Here is a 21,680-nt window from a genome sequence, read left to right on the forward strand (position 1 = left end):
CATAAGTTTTATTATTAGCCTAAAAACACTATTTTCGCCCACTATATTTTGATAAATTATATCCAAAAATGGCAGTATTAAATAAAATCAGACAACGTTCTGTTTTCTTAATTTTAATTATTGCATTGGCATTATTTTCATTTGTTCTTGCCGATGTGATTAGAAGTGGTGGTTTTAGTGGTAAAGATAACTCTATAGCTACCGTGAATGGAGAGGAAATTAGTAGGGAAGAATTTGCCCGTCAGGTAGAAGCATATCAACAAAATATGCGTGGCAACATATCTACCACACAGGCTGTAAATCGTGTTTGGGATCAGGAATTAAACCAAATTATTGTTGAAGAGCAGGTAGAAAAGCTTGGGATAAGAGCCGAGCAGGCTCAGGTTAGACAAATGATGAGAGCCCAAATGTCTCAAAATCCCCAATTTACTAATGAAGCCGGGATGTTCGATGAAAATCGAGTAAAAGAATATGTGGCGAGTTTAAAACAAACTTCACCGCAGATGTATCAGCAATGGTTAAGCTACGAAGAAGGACTTGCAGAATCTGCTGCCCAGAATATTTATGCCAATATGATTCGTACTGGTGTTGGGGCAACGTTAACCGAAGGTAAACAAGCATACCAATTGCAAAATAATACCATGGATCTTCGTTATGTACAGATTCCTTTTTCTTCAATTCCAGATGACGAAGTTGAAGTTTCTAAGTCTGAAATTAAAGAGTACGTAGATAATCATAAAGCTAAATTCGAAACTGAGGCAGCTCGTAATATTCAATATGTTATTTTTAATGAAGAGCCTTCAGTAGAAGATAAAGAAGAATCTAAAAATTCTTTGAGTGCTCTTTTGGAAGATAGAGTAGAGTATAACTCGGTTTCTAAAACGAATGATACTATTGCAGGATTTAATACGACTTCAGACGATCAGGAGTTTGTAAACTCTAATTCAGATTTACAACAACCGGTAACCTTCAAATTTAAAAATCAACTGCCAAAAGAATTTGCCGATGATTTATTTAATCTTGAAAAAGGTGAAGTTTATGGCCCATACGAAGAAAACGGATACTGGAAGTTAAGTAAGTTGGTAGAGACGAAAGAGATTCCAGATTCTATAAAGGCAAGCCATATTTTGTTAGGATTTCAGGGAGCTCAGGCTGGTGGTACCCGAACAGAATCTGCGGCGAAGCAATTAGCAGATAGTTTAGCCGGAGTGATAAAAGCAGACAAATCGAAAATGGCCGCATTGGCAACAGAATTTTCTGATGATCCTTCTGCTGCGCAAAATTCTGGCGATCTTGGTTATTTTAGACCGGGAATGATGGTGCCTACTTTTGATGATTTTGTTTTAAATAACAATGAAGGAACGGTAGGGGTCGTAGAAACCGATTTTGGTTACCACGTAATTTATATCGAAGAACAAACCGATAGAGAGAAAGCAGTTAAAATCGCTACGGTAGCCAGAGAGATTGACGCTACTGAAGGAACAAGAAATAAACTTTTTAACGAGGTTACTAAATTTGAAATAGCTGCAGGTGAAGGTGATTTTACCGAAGAGGCTAAAGCTGCAGATTATAGAATCCGTACCGTACGTGATGTGAAAGCTCTAGACGAAAATATTCCCGGGGTAGGTCAGCAACGTAGAGTGGTACAGTGGGCTTTTGAGGATGATGCGAAAGTAGGAGATGTAAAACGTTTTGAAACTCCAACAGGATATATTGTAGCGCAAATAACTGCTAAGAAGAATAAAGGGCTGATGAGTCCTGAAGATGCTTCAGCTGAAGTTATTCCAATTCTTACAAAGCAGAAAAAAGCTGAAATTATTAAAGAAAAGATATCTGGAACTACCGTAGATCAGGTTGCAGAAAATCAAAATAAGATTGTTCAAACTGCAAACGCAGTAAACTTAAGTTCTCCAACACTTGCCGGAGCCGGTAGCGAACCAGAAGTTGTAGGAGCTGTTTACGCATTGGGAGTTGGTGAAACAAGTAAACCAATCGTAGGTGATAAAGGGGTTTATGTGGTGGAATTAGTAAGTAAGAGTGAAGCTCCAGAGTTGGATTCTTATAAGCCATTTGCACAGCAGGAAACTAGCAGTCGTCGCCAAATGGCAAATAGCAGAGCTTTTGAGGCTTTAAAAGCTAAAGCCGAAATTGAAGATAAAAGAGCTAAATTCTACTAGGATTTAGTATAGTCATAAAAAAAGCCACTCAAACGAGTGGCTTTTTTTATGACTATACTTTCTAGATAATCGCGATTAAATTTTCTGGTGGCTATAGTGATTGTGATACTTCGAAATGAAAAATTATTTTTAAAAAAAATGAAGTAAGCTAACCTGATTACAAAATCATTTCCCGGTAAGGGATCACCACTTCAAATCCTTTTTCTTTAAAATAAGGAGTGGGGTCTTTTTTACCGGTTACCATTATAAAATCACCGCCCCATGCACCAAGACTTTTAATGCTTCCATTATAATCAGGAAAAGTTTTGGTTTTTACTTTAGGTAGGTTTAATGCTTTCGAGATTACGTTTTCGTGGATGTTTATCAATAATTCAAATTCAGCTAATTGATCACATTTAATGAGCTGTTGAGTTATATTGGATACTTTTTCAATTAAAATTTGTCGGTCATCCACGGCATTCGTTCTGTAGTGCGCTATACCTTCTCTACTGTTTTGTTTCTGGTTTAGATAAACAAAGTAAATATGATCTGAAAAAACCGGATCAAAACCTGCTTTTAAAGATACTTGAGTATCGTTTTTACGTTCGTAGGTTATAGGACTATGGGCTTGGGCACAAGCAATATCGTAACCACTTCCTCCAAAAGTTTTATTCAATAAAATATAAGGATTAATTTTTAGCCACTGTGAGATGTTATTGATTAAAGTGGAAGAAGTGCCTAATCCCCATTTCCGCTTAAATTCTAAGGCTGTTTGGATATTAAAACCCTTAGCAAAGAGGTCCTGTCCTGATAATTGTTCAGCAGCATTTAAAATTTGAATACAGCGTTTTGATATTGCAGCATCGTCAGCTGAATTTTTATGATGGAAAGTCGACTTTATTCCTGTAGAATCTTTCTTAAATTGATCCTGAAACCAGACTTCACCATGTTCATCTTTACTGATCCAGTTGATGATTCCCAGATTATTTTCTTCAACATTCAAACACTGCCCTTTTTTTGTGGGAAGACATAAGGCCTGTGCGCCATCTAAAACAGCATATTCTGCTGTAATTAAAAGTTTGCCGGGACTGTAAAATCTCATTGTCTAAGTTTTTCAAGTTGCACAGCAACATCGCTATGCGACACAATATTGGTTTTATAATATTCGATTAATTTTTCTTTTTCATCCAAAGTTGCATGATGCTGATTAAGAATATTCATTAAATGCATTTTCATATGCCCTTTTTGGATACCGGTGGTGATCAGTGATTTTATGGCTGCGAAATTTTGAGCTAATCCGGCAACGGCCACAATTTCCATTAATTTTCTGGCATTAGGATGGCCAAGCACTTCTATGGCCAGTTTTACTAATGGATGAAGGCTGGTTAGGCCGCCAACAGTACCCAGAGCTAAAGGAACTTCTATCCAAAATTTAAAAATTCCGTTCTCAACTCTGGCGTGCGTTAAGCTGGAGTATTGTCCATCTTTCGCCGCATAGGCATGCACGCCCGCCTCTATGGCTCTAAAATCATTTCCTGTAGCAAGCACGACAGCGTCTATTCCATTCATGATTCCCTTATTATGGGTAACAGCTCTAAAAGGTTCGGTTTCGGCAATTTTAACCGCTCTTAAAAATTTTTGAGCGAATTGTTCGCCGCTTAAATTGGGTTCATCAGAGAGATCATCAAGCGGGCAGCAAACTTCAGCTCTAACCACACACTCAGGAACATAATTAGATAGAATACTCATAACAACTTCTATATGACGCTCTTTCTCATTAAAGCCTTCCCAAACCGCAACTTCCTTTTCAAGAACTTCGGCAAACTTTTCAAGGCAACTATTTATAAAATTAGCACCCATGCTATCTACGGTCTCGAAACTACAATGTAATTGATAGTAATTGTCTATTTCAGTAGTACGGTCCCTCAGTTCGATACTTTTAATTCCGCCGCCACGCTTTTCCATATTTTTGGTAATAGGTATAGCCGCGGCTCTAAGTTTAGGTTCTAAATGATTAAAAAACAGTTCTAATTTTTCTTCGCTTCCCTCGTAAATAAAATGTACCTGTCCAACTTTTACGGTGTCGATAACCTCAGTCTTAAATCCACCTCGGCTTCTCCAAAATTTAGCCGCTTTGCTGGCTGCGGCGATAACAGAGCTTTCTTCAATAGCCATTGGAATCGCAAAAAGCTCGTCGTTGATTAAAAAATTAGGTGCTATACCAAAAGGTAAATAGTAATTAGATATCGTATTTTCGGTAAATTCCTCGTGTAATTGTTGTAGCTTTTCGTTTTTGTTCCAATACTGTTTTAAAATATCTACAGCTTTAGGATCGTCATTCAGATAGGTTTTTGTTAACCAGTTAATCTTTTCTTCCTTTGTTAGCTTTGAAAAGCCAGAAATTGGTTCCTTCATGAAATTTTATAAATAGTTTCAATGCAAAGATACGATTGTTATTGAGTTGCGCTAAGACATTAAATTTAAAGACAAGTTTGGTTTGTTTGAAAACATCATTAACAAATTGTTAGTATTTAACACGGCTTGGGCCTGCTTTTTCATCAAAATTTAGTAAACTTGGCCTGCAATAAAATTTTTAAAAATTTAATGAGGTTCTCAAAAATTTTAGTTCTGCTTATGATGATGGCAGCTTCTGTTGCGACTTCCCAGAAAAAGAATATCACGCTTGAAGAAATATGGAGCGGAAAATTTAGTCAGCAACACTTACAATCCCTACAATCCCTTAATAATGGTGTTGAATATGTGGTGTTAGATCACGATCCGGATTCCGGTAATTCCAGTGTCGATGTTTATAGTTATAAAACAGGTAAGAAAACCAGAACCTTGGTAGATACTAAAAACCTGGAAGGATTAAAGAGTTTCCAGAATTTTAGTTTAAGCCAGGATGAGAGCAAAATGCTATTGGCTACGGATCCACAACCTATTTATCGAAGATCTTCGAAGTCGATCTTCTACATTTTCGATATAAATTCTAAAAAACTTACAAAACTTAGTGATAAGAAAATTCAGGAGCCCACATTTTCTCCGGATAATTCTAAGATTGCTTACGTTTTTAATAACAATATCTATGTTTATGATGTTGTAGAGAATAGTGAGAAGCAAATTACCAAAGATGGTAAAATCAATAGTATTATTAATGGCGTAACCGATTGGGTTTATGAAGAAGAACTTGGTTTTGTAAAAGCATTTGAGTGGAATAATAAAGGAGATAGAATCGCTTTTTTAAGGTTTGATGAATCTAAAGTTCCAGAGTTTTCTATGGATATCTTTGGAAGTGACTTATATCCAGACCAACAGGTTTTTAAATATCCAAAGGCCGGTGAAGCAAACTCTGATGTTTCCCTGCATATGTATGATGTAGCAACTGAAGCCACGCAGGAAATTGATCTTGGTGATTATTCCGATTTTTATATTCCAAGAATTAAATGGACCAATAAAGATTACATCTTGAGTGCCCAGGTGCTAAACAGGCACCAGGATCAATTAGATTTGATTTTTGTAAATGCGGAGGATCATAGTACTAAAGTTGTGCTTACTGAAAAAGACGAGGCTTATGTAGATGTGACTGATAATCTAACCTTTTTGGAGGACAACAGTTTTATCTGGACAAGCGAACGTGACGGTTATAATCATATCTATTTATATGCTGAAAACGGAAAACTTAAAAATCAGGTAACCAAGGGAAATTGGGAAGTCACTAATTACTATGGTTATGATAAAGAAAGCAATCGCTTATTCTACCAGAGCACAGAAAACGGAAGTGTAAACCGTGATGTTTATTCGATAAAAACAAATGGAAAAGGCAAGAAACGACTGACCGAAAAAACGGGAACAAATAATGCCGATTTCAGTACGGATTTTACTTATTTTATAAATGCGTTTACCAATGTAGAAACTCCTATGGAGTATACGCTTCATCTTGCCAAAAACGGAAAACTGGTACGGGAGATTAAAAACAATGATGAGCTATTGGAAGTTGAAAAACCTTATCATTTCTCGCCTAAAGAATTATCTACACTTCCGGTAAATGGCAACGAGTTGAATATGTGGATCATCAAGCCTTCAGATTTTGATGAATCTAAAAAATATCCGCTATTGATGTTTCAATATTCCGGCCCGGGATCACAATCGGTTTCTAATTCTTATTTCAATACAAATGATTATTGGTATCAATTACTAGCCAATCAGGGATACATTATTGCTTGCGTCGACGGTAGAGGAACTGGTTTTAAAGGAGCCGAATTTAAAAAAGTAACTCAAAATGAACTTGGTAAATATGAGTTAGAAGATCAAATAGCGGCAGCAAAAAAACTTGGCGAACTTGATTATATAGACGCTGACCGAATCGGGATTTGGGGGTGGAGCTTTGGAGGTTTTATGGCCTCTAATGCAATTTTAAAAGGTAATGACATTTTTACTATGGCCATTGCCGTAGCCCCGGTAACAAGTTGGAGGTTCTATGATACGATATATACCGAGCGTTTTATGACCACACCACAGGAGAATGCTTCTGGTTATGATGAAAACTCGCCAATTAATCATGTAGATAAATTAAAAGGTGATTTTTTAATTGTACATGGCGGAGGGGATGATAATGTGCACCTGCAAAATACCATGCGAATGGTAGAGGCCCTTATCCAGGCTAATAAACAATTTGATTGGGCAATTTATCCCGATAAAAATCATGGTATCTTTGGCGGAAATACTAGATTACACCTGTATACCAAAATGACAAACTTTATTAAAGAACATCTTTAAAAATCTATCAACAAACTTAAAATTATGGCAAATACCGCACCTCCAGTTAATCAAAAAGAGATTTTTGGACATCCTGCAGGATTATACATTCTTTTTTTTACAGAATTATGGGAGCGCTTCTCTTACTACGGCATGCGTGCCTTGTTTACGCTATACCTTGTTGCTGAAACAACCTCAGATAATCCCGGTTTTGGGTGGACCAACACAGAGGCTTTAGAGCTTTACGGATGGTATACCATGCTTGTTTACGTTTCTTCTATTCCAGGTGGATGGGTGGCTGATAAACTTTTAGGGCAAAAGAAAACTGTTTTGATTGGCGGTATACTCCTATGTATTGGTCACGGAATATTATCATTTGAATCTGAAACTTCTTTCTATATTGGTTGTTTATTTATCATCCTTGGAGTAGGCGGTTTAAAACCAAATATCTCTTCTATGGTAGGTGGATTGTATAAGCAAGGTGATGAACGTAGAGATCTTGGATTCTATATTTTTTATATGGGAATTAATATTGGTGGATTTTTAGCGCCAATTGCCTGTGGGTTTTTAGCTGAATACTATGGATGGCACTGGGGATTTGGCCTTGCAGCGATAGGGATGTTATTAGGACAAGTTGTGTATATGTTAGGGCAAAAGCACCTATCACATGTTGGAAACCTGATTTCCAGAAAAAATGAGACTGATCGTGCAATTTTGGATAAACCTTTAACCTCTATAGAAAAAGACAGGGTAAAGGTATTATTAATTTCGTTTTTATTAATCATTCTATTTTGGGCCGCTTTTGAACAAGCCGGAGGATTAATGAACCTTTATGCATCAGAGAAAGTAGATAGAAATCTTCTGGGGATTGAAATTCCGGCTTCGGTATTTCAATCGGTAAATTCATTTTTCATTATCACATTAGCGACTTTAGTTGGAAGTTTTTGGTATAAATGGAAGAAAAAGGGAAAAGAATCTTCGTCTATATTTAAAATGGCTATAGGTTTAATCATTATGGCATTAGGTTTTGGTTTTATGAGTGCTGCTTCTATACAGTATCAAGAAACAGGGTCTTCAGGAATGTACTGGCTTATTTTAGCTTATTTGTTTCATACTATTGGAGAACTTTGTGCCTCACCGGTATCTCTTTCTTTTATTACCAAATTAGCACCGCTAAAATATGCTTCAATTATTATGGGGATGTACTGGGCAGCAACAGGTTTAGGAAATAAAGTAGCCGGACTTATTGGTCAGTTTGCGCAAGACCTTGGAGAATTTGAAATATTTACCGGGATACTGGTTATTTGGACGATAATTGGCCTACTCGTTATTGCAATGCTGAAACCTTTAAAACGCCTAACTCACGGGGCAGAAGATGCTAAAATGGAAGAAGGCATCCCACAGGAAACAACAATAGAATAATAACGATTTTAATATTAGCGTAAAAACGTTCTGTAAAAGGAACGTTTTTTGTTATTTACAGTAAATAAAGAATACTATGAGAACATTACTTTTTATAGCGTTGATGATAGTTGGTGCTGGCGTACAGGCGCAGGAAGCCGAAAGTAAGATCAACTGGATGACGATGAACGAGGCCCTGGAAGCACAAAAAGAAACGCCAAAGAATATTATAATGGATGCCTATACCGATTGGTGCGGGCCTTGCAAAATGCTTGATAAAAACACTTTTGGTCATCCAAAGGTGGCCGAATTTATTAATGAAAATTATTATCCGGTAAAATTTAATGCAGAAGGGCAGGAAGAAATTAAATACAAAGATGAAGTTTTTGCTAATCCGCAATATAAAGCTGAACTAAAAGGAAAAAGAAACAGTCCGCATGAATTTGCCCGGGCTTTACAAATTTCAGGATATCCAAGTATTGTATTTTTCGATGAAAAAGGCGAATTGATTGCACCATTAACCGGTTATAGAACTCCGGCGCAGATCGAAATTTTCCTGAAAATATTCGCAAAAGATGAGTATAAAAAATTAACTACTGAAAAAGCATGGAATGAATACAATGAAAACTTCGAACCTACGTTTAGTAAGTAAGTGTTAGTTGTATCATAAACAATAGTTTGTGGTTAGTAGTTAAAAGCTCCCTTTTTACCCGTTTGGTAGAAAGGGACTTTTTTATGTATACAGGTTTGTTTCCATAATTTAATAAAATTATGGTAGTTACTGGCGTCAGCGATAATAATACCTGGCTTTAAAATCTTAATTGCGCGCTCTAAATTTATTTTTGGAGAATTAGAAAGTAATACTATATCAGGCTTGAATTCAGGAAAATTAAAAAGCCCGGCACTGTCGATTACCAAAATTCTTTTGTGCTTTAACTCATAGAAATTATCAAGTTCTTTAAACCTGATATTCGATATTTTTTCGGCAATTTTAAAATCATCGATGTAACTCCAGCTGCTATCTTTTAGATGATTGCTATAAAGATTTAATCTTTTGCCTTTCTTTTCAGCAATGATACTGTTTCTCGATTTATTCAGAATAAAAATTTCATGGGAAGTATGTTGATATTGGTCAGTTAACAGACTTATCTGGAATACGATTATTGCCGTTAACACTAAAAACACATGTTTTTTCTGTTTTTGTCGAAGTAAAAAGAACAAGCTAATAATGACCCCGAATAAAAATAAGACTGAAAAAGCACTAAGATGGATGTCATTAATAATAAAGTTTTCCTGGCTGGCTACCCACTTAATGAATTCATTAAGCTTTTCAACCAAAAAAGAGTAGAAGTCGATCAGGATTTCAGGGCGTATACCCAAAATACCTAAAATTAGAATTGAAATGCCTGAAACAAGCAAAACCCCGAGTACCGGAAGTATCACGATGTTGGTTAGTAAAAATAGGCCCGGGAATTGATGAAAATAGAATAAACTTAAGGGTAAAACCCCTATCTGCGCACAGAGACTTACCGTAATTATTTGATAAAAAAATCGTACAATCCTTTGTTTAGGATACCAAAGTTTATGGAATCTGGGGAGAAATAATGCAATACTAAATACGGCTGCAAAACTTAGTTGAAATCCTACCTGAAATATGTATAACGGATTAATTATTATGAGAATAAAAAAGGCAGAAAACACAGTATTGAGTAAATTGATTTTACGGTTGATCTGAAGCCCAAAAGCTACAAAGCTAAACATTAATGATGCGCGAACTACCGAAGCCGAAAAACCAGTTAGCACGGCGAAACTCCAAATTCCGATTACAGTAATTGTGAGTTTTAACCATTTAGATTGTTGCAGTGGTTTTAGAAGAAAATTAATGAGTAATAAAATGATACCAACATGTAATCCTGAAACGGCCAAAATATGAATGGCCCCAGCGGCAGCATAGCTTTGATATAATTCATCTGAAATATCATTGCGCTCTCCTAAAATTAAAGCTTTAATTACGGCAAGTTCATCTTTTTTGAAACCGGTATCCTGCAAAGCTTGGAGCAGTGATACTCTTAATTTAGTACGTAGAGGTGGGGCAGGGTTTTGATGGATTAAAATTTGGTGCTCTGAAAGCTGAATTTGATAGAATACCCCTTGAAATTTCATGTATTCTGCATAGTTGAATTGATGCGGATTTAATGCTGGACTGATGTTTGTTATTTGTGCCGGAACCGTAATTTTCTGCCCAACTTCTAAATTGGATTTTAAAGGAATGCCCACTAAAATTTTGCCAGAAGTAGGCATTGATTTTGTCGAATCTTGCGAAAGGGTAACTCGATGTACTTCGGCAATAAAACGTTTTTGAAAATTAGGTTTTAGTACTTCCGTTAGTTTCAGTTGTAAAAAATCTTCATTAGACTGAACCAGATTTGAAAAATATTGAGAGCGATTTTCAGGTGATTTAAGCTCGTAGGAAATGCTTCCTAACAAAAATAGAATGAGATAACAGGAAATACCAAAATAAGCTTGTTGATAGAGCTGAATATGGGCTCTAAAGAAGAAGAATATGAAAATGGGAAAGATGATTCCGCTAGAAATAAAGATAAGCACTAACGGAATTTCAAAAAAATGCACCGCTAAGATTCCGCATAAAAATGCAATAGAAAATTTAAGAATTTTAGTATTTATAAACCCCATATTCTTGTTGCCAGTTATAAAGTAGGGTCAGTTTAAAATTAATAATTTTCACTCAATATTTCAGGGCTCAAATGGCATTAAGAACTTTACGATTTTCTAACTAAAGACTAATAAATTTTAAAAGGAGTAATGATCGTTGGATAATACTACTGAAATCGTAGGCTTTCATTTTCCGATTTCAATACTATATGAATTTTATGGACAATCAATTTGAAGGATGCCATCTATCGTCTATTGAAGAATGATTTTTTATGGCTTCTATATTCCGGAACTGTATTAGATTATCCTCCTTGCCATCACGAAGGTGTTGTTCCAGTAATTTTCAGAAAGTTTGCTAATTATTACGCCCTGTGAGGTGGTAGAGTGTATAAAAAGAATATCACCCTGCGAAATATCGACCACGAGCCCAACGTGATTAATTACTTTTCGGTTTTTATCAGTTTCAAAAAACAAAAGGTCACCAACCGTGACGTCTTTTAAATAAAGGCGTTCGCCCTGTAAAGACATCGCACGGGACGTCCTGGGTAAGGCAATATCGTTCTCCTGAAATGAAATATACATTAGGCCAGAACAGTCCATGCCACGTTTTGTAGTGCCGCCGTATTTGTATTTAGTGCCCTCAAAACTTATCGCATAATTTACAATATCGTAAACACGATCATCTTTAGGTTTTATGATCTCCTTATTTTTGGTGATTTTAGGATCATAATGTTTTGTTTTTTGGTAGTTTTTTCGGTTTTGGTGGTAATTATCTTAGGTTTAGAAGCGCCGCAAGAACTTAAAAATATAGCGGTTAAAATCATTATGCCCAGTCTTAGGCTCTGCTTCATTATCATACTTCTTTCTATATTCTTCATCTCGCTTAAGATCGATATTGTACTATTTTTGGGTATTTATTTTATAGAATTATAAATAAGTTTAGCCGTTTCCAAACTGGCGCCGGTTCCTCCCAGCTTTTGTTCTAACTCATAATAATCTTTAAAAATTCGCTCTCTATTTTTCGGTTCCAGGATCTTATTTAATTCGATTTTAAGGGAATCTGAATTAAATTCTCCCTGAATCAATTCTTTTACCACTTCACGATCCATGATTAGGTTGACCAGCGAGATATAGTCTAAATTAATAATTCTTTTTGCAATATGGTATGAAATATAGCTGCCTTTGTAGCAAACAACCTCTGGAACCTTAAAAAGAGCTGTTTCTAAAGTTGCAGTGCCAGAGGTGACCAGAGCGGCATGCGCACAACTTAAAATATCGTAAGTTTTATTCATTACCAGGTTAATATTGTTTTTTTTAAGGTAAGGTGAATAAAACTCCTTTTCCTGGCTTGGTGCCCCGGCGATAACAAACTGATAATCCTTATAGTCCTGTGTGATGCTTAGCATTACTTCCAGCATTTTAGAGATTTCTTGTTTACGGCTGCCGGGCAATAAAGCAATTATTGGTCGTTCGTCCAGGTTGTTTTCAGCTTTAAATTTTGCTATATCCGTATTTTTGCGGTTAGAAATAGCATCAATCAAAGGGTGGCCAACAAAATTTACCGGATAATGATGCTTGTTTTCATAAAAATCCTTTTCGAAGGGGAGGATCACATACATATGATCGATATCGCGTTTTATGGCTTTAATCCTGTTTTCTTTCCATGCCCAGATCTGTGGTGAAATATAAAAGTGGGTGTCGTAGCCTTCTGCTTTTGCCCATTTGGCGATACGTAAATTAAAACCTGGATAGTCTATAAAGATTAATGCATCTGGTTTGTAAGCAGTGATATCTTTTTTACAAAATGAAATATTCCCTAAGATGGTTCGCAGATTCATAAGCACTTCAGCAAACCCCATAAAAGCAAGTTCCCGGTAATTTTTCACCATAGTTCCACCCTGCGCCTGCATAAGATCACCGCCCCAAAACCGAAATTCGGCAGTTGGATCTATTTTCTTTAGAGACCTCATAAGATTGGAAGCATGTAGATCGCCCGAGGCTTCTCCTGCAATGATATAATATTTCACACGGATATTTTTAGGTTAAACATAGTATTTTAAAATTTCAAAACCTTAAAAAGAAACTGCCTGTTTTTAGAACTTCGAGTATATCCTTTACTTATCGATATAAACATCTAGTTTGCTGCTTTAACGTTCTTAGTAAGACATGGATGCAATATGTTTTAATTTTGAATAACTAAAAGTTTCGAATTTTTACCACAGCAATGGCAATCGCAACCACCAGGCATGCCAGCAAAATTCCGCGAGCATGATAAATTTGTTTCTTTCGCATAAAAACGAAAAAGGGTAAAAAATTGAGTATAGCGCCAATGGCTATTAATTTTCCGAAGTAATCGTTGTGGATAGAATCACGAAGGCTTACTTCAAAACTATAGTCAGAGAAAAATATAGTAAACAAAAAAACTCCGCCTATAGTGGTAGAAATACCAATTAAAAAACCTATAGCAATATTGCTTTTACTCATCCAGTTTCCAATCGTTTAATTGGTTGATAAAATGGTGGGCTGTAAGATCAAACTGTACAGGAACTAAAGAAACATATCCGTTTTGCAGGGCCCATTCATCGGTATCCTGGCCTTCATCGTTATTTACAAACTTTCCGCTTAGCCAGTAATAATCGCGGCCTTGAGGATTGGTTCTTTTATCAAATTCTTCCTCCCAATGCGCATTGGCCTGGCGACAAACTTTAATGCCTTTAATTTTCTCTGCAGGTAATTTGGGGAAATTCACGTTTAACACAACCCCTTTGGGGAGTCCGTTTTTAAGAACGTTTTTAGTAATGGCTTTTACATATTTTTTACAAGGTTCAAAATCGGCATTAAGGGAATAATCCAGTAGCGAGAACCCAATAGCAGGAATTCCTTCTACGCCAGCCTCTACAGCAGCACTCATGGTTCCGGAATAAATAACATTTATCGAAGAATTAGAGCCGTGGTTAATCCCACTTACACAAAGATCTGGCTTACGATGTAGGATTTCCTGCGTAGCAATTTTCACACAATCGGCAGGTGTGCCAGAGCAACTATATTCTTTATGATTATAATTTTCCTTTAGTGTAACCGAATCACAAAATAGGGTATCACTAATAGTTATGGCGTGTCCCATACCACTTTGCGGGCTATCGGGAGCCACAACTACTACATCGCCAATCTCTTTCATTACCTGTAAAAGGCTCCTGATTCCGGGAGCTGTAATCCCATCATCATTAGTGACCAGAATTAGCGGTTTTTCTTTACTCATAGCTTAAATTTTATAGTTGCTAAATTAGTAATTTCCTACGGAAAGACTATTTTAGTAGTTTAACAAATTATTAGACGCTGTTCTTATGAATGGCACAGTTTTTAATGTATTTTGTACAGAATTTAATGACGAAATCTATGCGATATATGAAAAGGAATTTAAAAATCCTGATTTTAGCTGTTTTGATGGCAGCTACTTCATGCAGCTTCACCACAAAAAAGTTTGATGACCCTAACAAAGACAAGCTTTTAATCGACCTTATTACTTATGTTCTTAGCCAGGGACATTATGATGCTAAAGAGATAAATGATGATTTTTCTGAAAAAGTTTACAAGCATTATATAGCGAGTTTAGATCCTTCCAAGCGCTTTTTTTATAAAGAAGATATTGAGGAATTTGAAAAATATAAGCTGCTAATTGATGACGAAATCAACAATAAGGAACTTAATTTTTTCGATTTAACCTATTCTAAGTTAGAAAAGCGTAACGAAGAGGCAAAACGCTTGTATACTGAAATCCTGGCTGAACCTTTTGATTTTTCTAAAGAAGAAGATTTTGTAGCTGATGGGGATGACCTGGATTATGTAACTTCTAAATCCGAATTGAAGGAACGTTGGAGAAAGCAACTTAAATTTTCTACCCTTATTAACTATTATGATCTTAAGGAAGACGAGAAAAATAAAAAAGAAAACGATCCTGATTACACTATGAAATCTGATGAGGAGCTGGAGAAAAAAGCTCGCGAAACTACCAGGAATAGTTTATCTGAATATTTTGATTTAACCGATGATCTGGAAAGAAAGGATTATTTCTCTGTTTTTATCAATGCAGTAGTAGAGGAGTTTGATCCTCATACTTATTATTTTGCACCACGTGATAAAGATCGCTTTGATATCCAAATGTCTGGTAAAATAGAAGGGATAGGCGCAAGATTGCAAAAAAAGAATGATGATATTACCATTATGGATGTAATATCTGGCGGGCCTGCCTGGAAAAGCGAAGAGTTGGATGCAGGCGATGTAATTCTTAAAGTGAAGCAAGAAAATGAAAATGAGCCTGTAAATATCTCAGGTATGCGTCTGGATGATGCGGTAGATTTAATTAAAGGACCAAAAGGATCTAAAGTTACCTTAACCGTTCGTAAAAAGTTGCTTGGTAATATAGAGCAGGTTACTCTAACCAGAGATCTTGTTGAGTTGGAAGAGACCTATGCAAAGACGGCTATGGTAGATAAAGATGGAAAACATTACGGGATAATTAACCTTCCAAAATTCTATTTTGATATGGAGGATTATAATAGTCGTAATGCAGCTTCAGATATGCGTAAGGATATTATAGAACTCAAGGAGCAAGGCATGGATGGGCTTGTTGTAGATCTTAGAAATAATGGTGGTGGTTCTTTAAAAACTGTAGTGGATATCGCAGGACTGTTTATTGAAAAAGGACCTATTGTACAGGTGAAATCTAACGGAGAACGTAAAGAAGTGCTAAATGATGAAGATTCTGAGATTGTTTGGGATGGTCCTCTTGTAATTCTGGTAAATGAACTTTCAGCTTCTGCATCAGAGATTTTGGCAGCAGCTATGCAAGATTATAAAAGAGCCGTTATTATTGGAAGCAAGCAAACCTATGGAAAAGGAACCGTACAAAATGTGGTAGACCTTAATCGTTGGTTAAGAAATAATGATTATGGTGATATGGGAGCATTAAAAATTACGACCCAGAAATTTTATAGAGTAAACGGGGGCTCTACCCAGTTAGAAGGAGTGAAGAGTGATGTGGTTGTTCCAGATCGCTACAGTTACGTAGATATAGGAGAGAAAGATCAGGAAAATCCATTGCCATGGGATAAAATAGATCCGGCAGACTATAACATTTGGGATGGTTATGTGGGTTATGAAGAAGCTATTGAGAAAAGTAAGCAACGTATGGCAAAAAGTGAGCAAATTAAGCTTATCGAGCAAAATGCACAGTGGATTAAAGAACAAAGTGAGGATGATACCTATTCTTTAAATTTTGATCGTTATGCCGCAGATGCTGAAAAAAATAGAGAAGTGGCGAAGCAGTATGATGCTCTAAAAGATTATAAAACCAATCTTTCTTTTACTTCTTTACCTTACGAAAAACAGCTATTTAAAGCAGATTCTACCTTACAGGAAAAAAGAGAAAGATGGCACAAGGATTTAAGTCGTGATGTTTATGTTGAAGAGGCTATTAATGTGCTTTCTGATATTAAAAGAAATAACATAAAACATAAAGTAGCAGATTCAGATAAGTTAAAAGACTAATTTCTTTGCTGAACTAATAATTTTAAAACGCCCAAAGTTTTTAACTTTGGGCGTTTTAAATTGGTAAATAAATGTAATGAAACGAAAAATCGTTTATCCTTTGTTAATTCTAATCGTTGCGGCCGCTCTTTTAATAGTGGATCGTTGTTCGATGTAATTATTCTTTTGCTGAATGAGTAATATGTCTTACCACTTTCAGCATATCGCATTAAAATTTGCTTCTTTTCTTCTTTGTTGAAAGGGAATTTTTAGATCTCTTAAGAGATAAAATTAACATTCAACCTAAAATCCTAATTTAGATTTGTAAATAGCATATCGGTAATACTTGTTTCTTAGGTAATAACCTTAAAATGCAGTTAGTGTTTGAAGTGTTTTAAAATAAATTTGTATTTGATAGACAGGCTAAATTCAAGGATTTTATAGATGGATTTTTGAGTAACCCAGTAATGTAGGGTTGAAATGTAAAGACTGATAATTTTCCCTGAAATAGATTTTTTAGTTAGTTTTTTCTTTGTAAATAATATATGTATACTTCTGGAAAGCTAAAAAGACTAACCTAGATTCAGTATTAACTTCTGTAGTGATTTTAGGGTTTGCACAAATAGCTATAATAGCACAAGACTACTGTACTATAGTAAATATGTTTTTAGGTTTAAATTATACTTGGGGGATTGCCCAGAGTTATGGAATTTTGATATTAGAAAGAAAGCCTGTCAGAATCTAGTCTTATAAAGATGAACAATAAAATGGTAAATCCCCATAAACCAGAACCGCCATAACTAAAAAACGGTAAGGGGATACCCACTGTTGGGAAAATTCCTATTACCATTCCGATATTTACCATAAAGTGAAGAAAGATAATTCCAACTACACTATAGCCATAAATACGGTTAAATTGTGATTTCTGCCGTTCTGCCAGAAATATAAGCCTTAGTAATAAACCTATAAATAACAATACGACTAAACCGCTCCCTACAAAGCCCCATTCTTCGCCAACGGTACTAAAAATATAATCGGTGTGTTGCTCTGGTACAAAGTGACCTTTGGTTTGTGTACCTTCTGTCCAGCCTTTACCTGTCCATCCGCCACTACCAATAGCAATTTCACTTTGGTTAGTGTTATAACCTATTCCACGGCTATCTACCTCTTTACCAAGAACGATATTAAAGCGATCCCGATGCCGTTGTTCAAAAATATTATTGAAAATATAGTTTACCGAGAAGGATAAGCCTATACAGGTGGCTACAATAAATAGTAATAAGGGTATCCCCGGTCGCTTTTTCTTCTTTAGTAAGAAGCTTAGTGATGCCAAGGTAATTACAGCCGCTGTAACCCAAATAGGGCCTATTAACAAAGTTCCTACGAATATAAGGACTCCAGATAAGGCAAGTACCAGATAAAGAGCGGAAATGCCTTCTCTGTACAATGGAAAAAAGAATGCGGCATATACCATAGCACTCCCTGGATCTGGTTGAGGTACGATTAGTAACGCGGGTAAAGCAATAATGATAAAAGCTTTAAACTGGTGCGAAAAAAGCTTGATATTGGTTTGAATATCGCTTACGTATTTAGCCAGTGCAAGTGCGGTAGCAATTTTAGCAAATTCTGAAGGTTGTAATCTAAAAGAACCTATGGCATACCAGGATGTAGCACCTGAAATTGTTTTACCAAAAACAAAAAGACCTGCCAGCAGGACGAGAGCGGTAATATAAATCACACTGGAAAAACGCTGATAGAATTTAACCTCGATAGCCAGGATTATAACGATCAGAAAAATACTAAGACCAATCCATAGGGCTTGTTTTCCGTATACCTCATCAAGATCGAAGTAGCTTCCAGCAGGGCCAGAGCCCAGTGAGGCTGAATAAATATTAGCCCAACCAAAACATACCAGTAAAAAATAAATTAAAATCGTTAGCCAATCAAAGCCAGCCGTTTTTCTTGCCATCATTGATTAAGAAAGGTTCTCCACTATAGGGTTTTTCGTATTCGTCTTCTAAACTATTCTTAGGATCCATTATAAAATCTTCCAGATCTGTACGGGTGATTTTTCCTTTTAAATATTTTTCGATCATTAAGCTAGCAATTTTACCGCCGTAACGTCCGCCCCAGTATCCGTTTTCTACAAAAACTGCAATGGCAATTTTAGGGTTATCGACTGGCGCAAAGGCTACGAAAATGGAGTGATCGGTAAGTTGCATTCTTTTACCGTTAACTCGAACAAAATTCTCTGCCGTTCCAGTTTTTCCGGCAATTTCAATGCCTTCAATCTGTAAAGAGCTCGCAGTACCGTTTTTATAAACCTGATGCATGCCTTCTACCACTGGTTCAAAATTTTCAGGATCAATAGTGGTATGATGTTTTTTAATAAATCTTTTGTCTTTTATGGGCTTGCCATCGATTTCTTTAATCATATGCGGAGTATAGTACCAGCCTCTATTCGCAATTGTAGCCGTCATGTTAGCAAGCTGAATAGGGGTTAATAATACTTCACCCTGGCCTATAGCATTAGATAATGTAGCGGTGGCATACCATCGGTAGGTTGGATAATCGTAAATTTTATTATAATATTCTGCAGTTGGAATTTTACCAGGTCGGCCTGTACTCAAATCGTTACCTAAATAATCGCCTAATCCAAAACTGCTTACATGTTTATTCCAGGCGTCCATGCCTTCTTGTGGAGTTGGATATTTCTCAATAATCTTTCGATATACCTGGGCAAAATAGGAATTGCAAGATTGGGCAATTCCCTGAGTCATGGCAAGCGGACTTGCATGAGAGTGGCAACCCATTTTGCGACCACGACCATAGCTATATCCATTATGACAGGAAAAAGTATCATCGGTATCCACAACGCCTTCCTGCAAGGCAATTAATGCATTCATGGTTTTAAATGGTGATCCTGGTGGATATTGGGCAAGGATACTACGATCGTAAAGAGGTCTGGCCGTAGAATCTAACCACATTTTACTAAAATTTGGCGATCTCTTTCTACCTACTAAATCCGCAGGATCGTAAGTAGGAGCGGTAACCATCGATAGGATTTCGCCTGATGAAGGTTCTATGGCGATAATACCGCCACGCTTGTTGGTCATCAGATATTCACCGTATGCCTGTAAATCTGAATCAACTGAAATAGTGATATCCTTACCGCGTTCTGGAAGGGTATCATAAATTCCGTCTTTGTAAGGTCCAATATCACGATTCAGTTTATCTTTCTGGATATATTTTACTCCTTTTATTCCACGTAGGGTATCTTCATAAACGCTTTCCACTCCTTTTCTGCCAATAAGGTCACCACTGGTATAGTAAGGATTGTTTTTAATTGTGGCAGGGCTAACTTCAGCAATAAAACCTAAAACATTGGCGCTATGATCTACATGATAATCTCTTAAAGATCGTTTTTGAATATAAAAACCTTCGTAATTACGCATTTTTTCCTGTAAAAACGCATATTCACTTTTGGTAAGCTGGGGAACAATTACTGAAGGTAAAAATGGAGAGTAAATTTTTGCCTTATCCAATCTGCGCTCTAATTCTTTACGCTCTATACTTACAATTTCACAAAGTTCTGTAGTGTCGAATGGTTTGAGATTACGGGGAATAACCATAACATCATAAGAGGGTTGGTTAGAAACCATAAGTTCACCATCACGATCGTAAATATATCCCCGCTGTGGATAATCATAAATAACCTTTACCGCATTATCATTTGATCTAACGGCAAAACTATCGTCTACAATTTGTAGGTAAAAAAGCCTGCCCAAAAAAATGAACCCGGTGGTAAGGATAATAATGTATAACAGAATTCTTCTCATCTATATTTTTTGCTGAAAAGTGCGATGCTTAATAAAATAACAATTACCGTAAATATACCTGAAAATAACGTCTTCTTAAGCACTAGTATTATATGACTAAAGCTAAACATTTCCAAAGAAAATAACACCAAATGATGAATGGCCACCATCAGCACTACATAACTAATCCTCGCACCCAGAGGTGTAGCGGCTAAACGTAAGGTTTGATGGTCGTAACTTATTCCAAAAGAGAATCGAAGCAAATTGGGGCGTACAAAGGCGGCAACTAAGCAGGCAGCAGCATGAATTCCCCCGCTATCTTCAAAAATATCTACAGATAAGCCTAACAGAAAAGCCAATAATAAAAATAAGCTCTGGTTAGTGTTAAAGGGATAGAGCAGTAAAAATAAAATATAAAGATAGGGGTTTACATACCCCATAAAGTTGATGTTATTGAGTACCAGTACCTGAATCAATATCAGGCCTATAAAACGCAGAATATTAGATATAAGATTGCTATTCATCTTCCTCCTCTTTTTCTAAAGAAAGAATTTCTTCCTTATTTTTATTTTCAATAACATATACATAACCAATATTGGTCATGTCATTGAATAGCTTTACGTTAATTGTGAAATAACTCTCTGTATTATCCAGTTTAAAATCCTGTATTGTACCTATTAGTAATCCTTTTGGGAAAATTAAACTCTTACCACCGGTAATGATAGTGTCGCCTTTCGCAACGGGTGCCTGCTTAGGAACATCGGTAAGTTGCATAAGATTAGGATCTTTGCCATTCCAGGTTAAACTACCAAAATGATTCGACTTTTTAAGCTGCGCATTGATTTTGGACTGTGAATTTAAAATTGATATTGCCCGCGAGTAATTTGTATTCGTCCTGTCGATAATCCCAATAATACCTTTACTGGTAACAACGCCATTTTCAGCCGCGATACCTTCGTTCTCCCCTTTATCCAAAGTGATGTAGTTATCTCTTTTAGAGAAATTATTATTAATGACATCAGCACTTCTAAATGTATAATCAGAAGTGAATGTAGTATCGGTATAATTCGGGATCGTATCTTTTCCGCTTAATTGCCTTATGATATTGCGAAGATTTTTATTTTCTTCTACCAAACGCTGGTTGTATTCATCTAAATAAAAGTAATCCTGAATGTTATTATTCCAGGAATAAATCCCCCCGGTTACCCAATTGGCCGAGCTTATAAATTTACTTTTATGAAATGAATGAGTTTGTATCGTAAGGAAAATAGAAAACGCAAGCAATGCCAAGAACAGAATATTATTCTTGTTCCGAATCAGAAAATTGAATATTTGCTGCATAAGCTATTGC

16 protein-coding genes are annotated in these 21,680 nt (G+C 36.2%); 5 read left to right on the plus strand and 11 right to left on the minus strand.

Annotation, left to right across the window (positions count from 1 at the left end; all coding sequences use genetic code 11):
- Positions 1 to 68: 68 nt before the first annotated feature.
- Positions 69 to 2,177 carry a peptidylprolyl isomerase gene (locus tag ZPR_RS03095; protein WP_013070152.1) on the plus strand — a complete coding sequence of 703 codons (2,109 nt, stop codon included), beginning with the start codon at positions 69 to 71 and terminating at the stop codon, positions 2,175 to 2,177.
- Between the two features lie 157 nt (positions 2,178 to 2,334).
- Here the strand turns inward: ZPR_RS03095 and ZPR_RS03100 are convergent, their stop codons facing one another.
- Both ZPR_RS03100 and ZPR_RS03105 read right to left on the minus strand, forming a co-directional pair.
- Positions 2,335 to 3,258, minus strand: coding sequence for a GYDIA family GHMP kinase (locus ZPR_RS03100; protein ID WP_013070153.1), 924 nt, complete (start codon positions 3,256 to 3,258; stop codon positions 2,335 to 2,337).
- Positions 3,255 to 4,571, minus strand: coding sequence for a hydroxymethylglutaryl-CoA reductase, degradative (locus ZPR_RS03105; RefSeq protein WP_013070154.1), 1,317 nt, complete (start codon positions 4,569 to 4,571; stop codon positions 3,255 to 3,257). The genes ZPR_RS03100 and ZPR_RS03105 overlap by 4 nt, the downstream gene beginning before the upstream one ends.
- Before the next feature lie 189 nt (positions 4,572 to 4,760).
- On the opposite strand from ZPR_RS03105, the gene ZPR_RS03110 reads away from it, so the two are divergent.
- From ZPR_RS03110 to ZPR_RS03120, 3 genes are all read left to right on the plus strand, one after another.
- A complete protein-coding gene (locus tag ZPR_RS03110) occupies positions 4,761 to 6,932 on the plus strand; it encodes a S9 family peptidase (RefSeq protein WP_041579544.1) in 2,172 nt (723 codons plus the stop codon).
- Positions 6,933 to 6,956: 24 nt separating this feature from the next.
- On the plus strand, positions 6,957 to 8,333 hold the full coding sequence (locus tag ZPR_RS03115; protein ID WP_013070156.1) for a peptide MFS transporter: 1,377 nt from the start codon (positions 6,957 to 6,959) through the stop codon (positions 8,331 to 8,333).
- Between the two features lie 76 nt (positions 8,334 to 8,409).
- Entirely contained in the window at positions 8,410 to 8,964 is a 555-nt protein-coding gene (locus tag ZPR_RS03120; protein ID WP_041578630.1) for a thioredoxin family protein, read from the plus strand.
- Between the two features lie 32 nt (positions 8,965 to 8,996).
- Here ZPR_RS03120 and ZPR_RS03125 read toward each other — a convergent pair whose 3' ends face one another.
- From ZPR_RS03125 to surE, 5 genes are all read right to left on the minus strand, one after another.
- The gene (locus ZPR_RS03125; RefSeq protein WP_013070158.1) at positions 8,997 to 11,006 is read right to left on the minus strand and encodes a ComEC/Rec2 family competence protein; all 2,010 of its coding nucleotides are present in this window, start codon (positions 11,004 to 11,006) and stop codon (positions 8,997 to 8,999) included.
- Between the two features lie 276 nt (positions 11,007 to 11,282).
- Entirely contained in the window at positions 11,283 to 11,585 is a 303-nt protein-coding gene (locus ZPR_RS03130) for a C40 family peptidase (RefSeq protein ID WP_233421350.1), read from the minus strand.
- A 314-nt stretch (positions 11,586 to 11,899) separates the two neighbouring features.
- On the minus strand, positions 11,900 to 13,012 hold the full coding sequence (gene lpxB / locus ZPR_RS03140) for a lipid-A-disaccharide synthase (RefSeq protein WP_013070161.1): 1,113 nt from the start codon (positions 13,010 to 13,012) through the stop codon (positions 11,900 to 11,902).
- A gap of 169 nt (positions 13,013 to 13,181) precedes the next feature.
- Positions 13,182 to 13,469, minus strand: a complete 288-nt coding sequence (locus ZPR_RS03145; protein ID WP_013070162.1) for a hypothetical protein — start codon at positions 13,467 to 13,469, stop codon at positions 13,182 to 13,184.
- Positions 13,462 to 14,244, minus strand: coding sequence for a 5'/3'-nucleotidase SurE (gene surE, locus ZPR_RS03150; protein WP_013070163.1), 783 nt, complete (start codon positions 14,242 to 14,244; stop codon positions 13,462 to 13,464). The genes ZPR_RS03145 and surE overlap by 8 nt, the downstream gene beginning before the upstream one ends.
- Before the next feature lie 146 nt (positions 14,245 to 14,390).
- Between surE and ZPR_RS03155 the strand changes: the two genes are divergently transcribed.
- Positions 14,391 to 16,532: a carboxy terminal-processing peptidase gene (locus ZPR_RS03155; protein ID WP_041579550.1), complete on the plus strand. Its 2,142-nt coding sequence runs from the start codon at positions 14,391 to 14,393 to the stop codon at positions 16,530 to 16,532.
- A gap of 697 nt (positions 16,533 to 17,229) precedes the next feature.
- On the opposite strand, the gene rodA is transcribed toward ZPR_RS03155, so the two are convergent.
- The 4 genes from rodA to mreC are packed head-to-tail and all read right to left on the minus strand — an operon-like array spanning position 17,230 to position 21,670.
- Positions 17,230 to 18,480: a rod shape-determining protein RodA gene (rodA, locus tag ZPR_RS03165; RefSeq protein WP_013070165.1), complete on the minus strand. Its 1,251-nt coding sequence runs from the start codon at positions 18,478 to 18,480 to the stop codon at positions 17,230 to 17,232.
- Complete coding sequence (gene mrdA, locus ZPR_RS03170; RefSeq protein WP_013070166.1) at positions 18,455 to 20,350, minus strand: penicillin-binding protein 2; 1,896 nt, start codon at positions 20,348 to 20,350, stop codon at positions 18,455 to 18,457. The genes rodA and mrdA overlap by 26 nt, the downstream gene beginning before the upstream one ends.
- A complete protein-coding gene (locus tag ZPR_RS03175) occupies positions 20,347 to 20,853 on the minus strand; it encodes a hypothetical protein (protein ID WP_013070167.1) in 507 nt (168 codons plus the stop codon). The genes mrdA and ZPR_RS03175 overlap by 4 nt, the downstream gene beginning before the upstream one ends.
- A complete protein-coding gene (gene mreC / locus ZPR_RS03180) occupies positions 20,846 to 21,670 on the minus strand; it encodes a rod shape-determining protein MreC (RefSeq protein WP_013070168.1) in 825 nt (274 codons plus the stop codon). The genes ZPR_RS03175 and mreC overlap by 8 nt, the downstream gene beginning before the upstream one ends.
- Positions 21,671 to 21,680: the final 10 nt, after the last annotated feature.

The sequence above is a fragment of the Zunongwangia profunda SM-A87 genome (assembly GCF_000023465.1).
In the GTDB taxonomy this organism is placed as follows: Bacteria; Bacteroidota; Bacteroidia; order Flavobacteriales; family Flavobacteriaceae; genus Zunongwangia; species Zunongwangia profunda.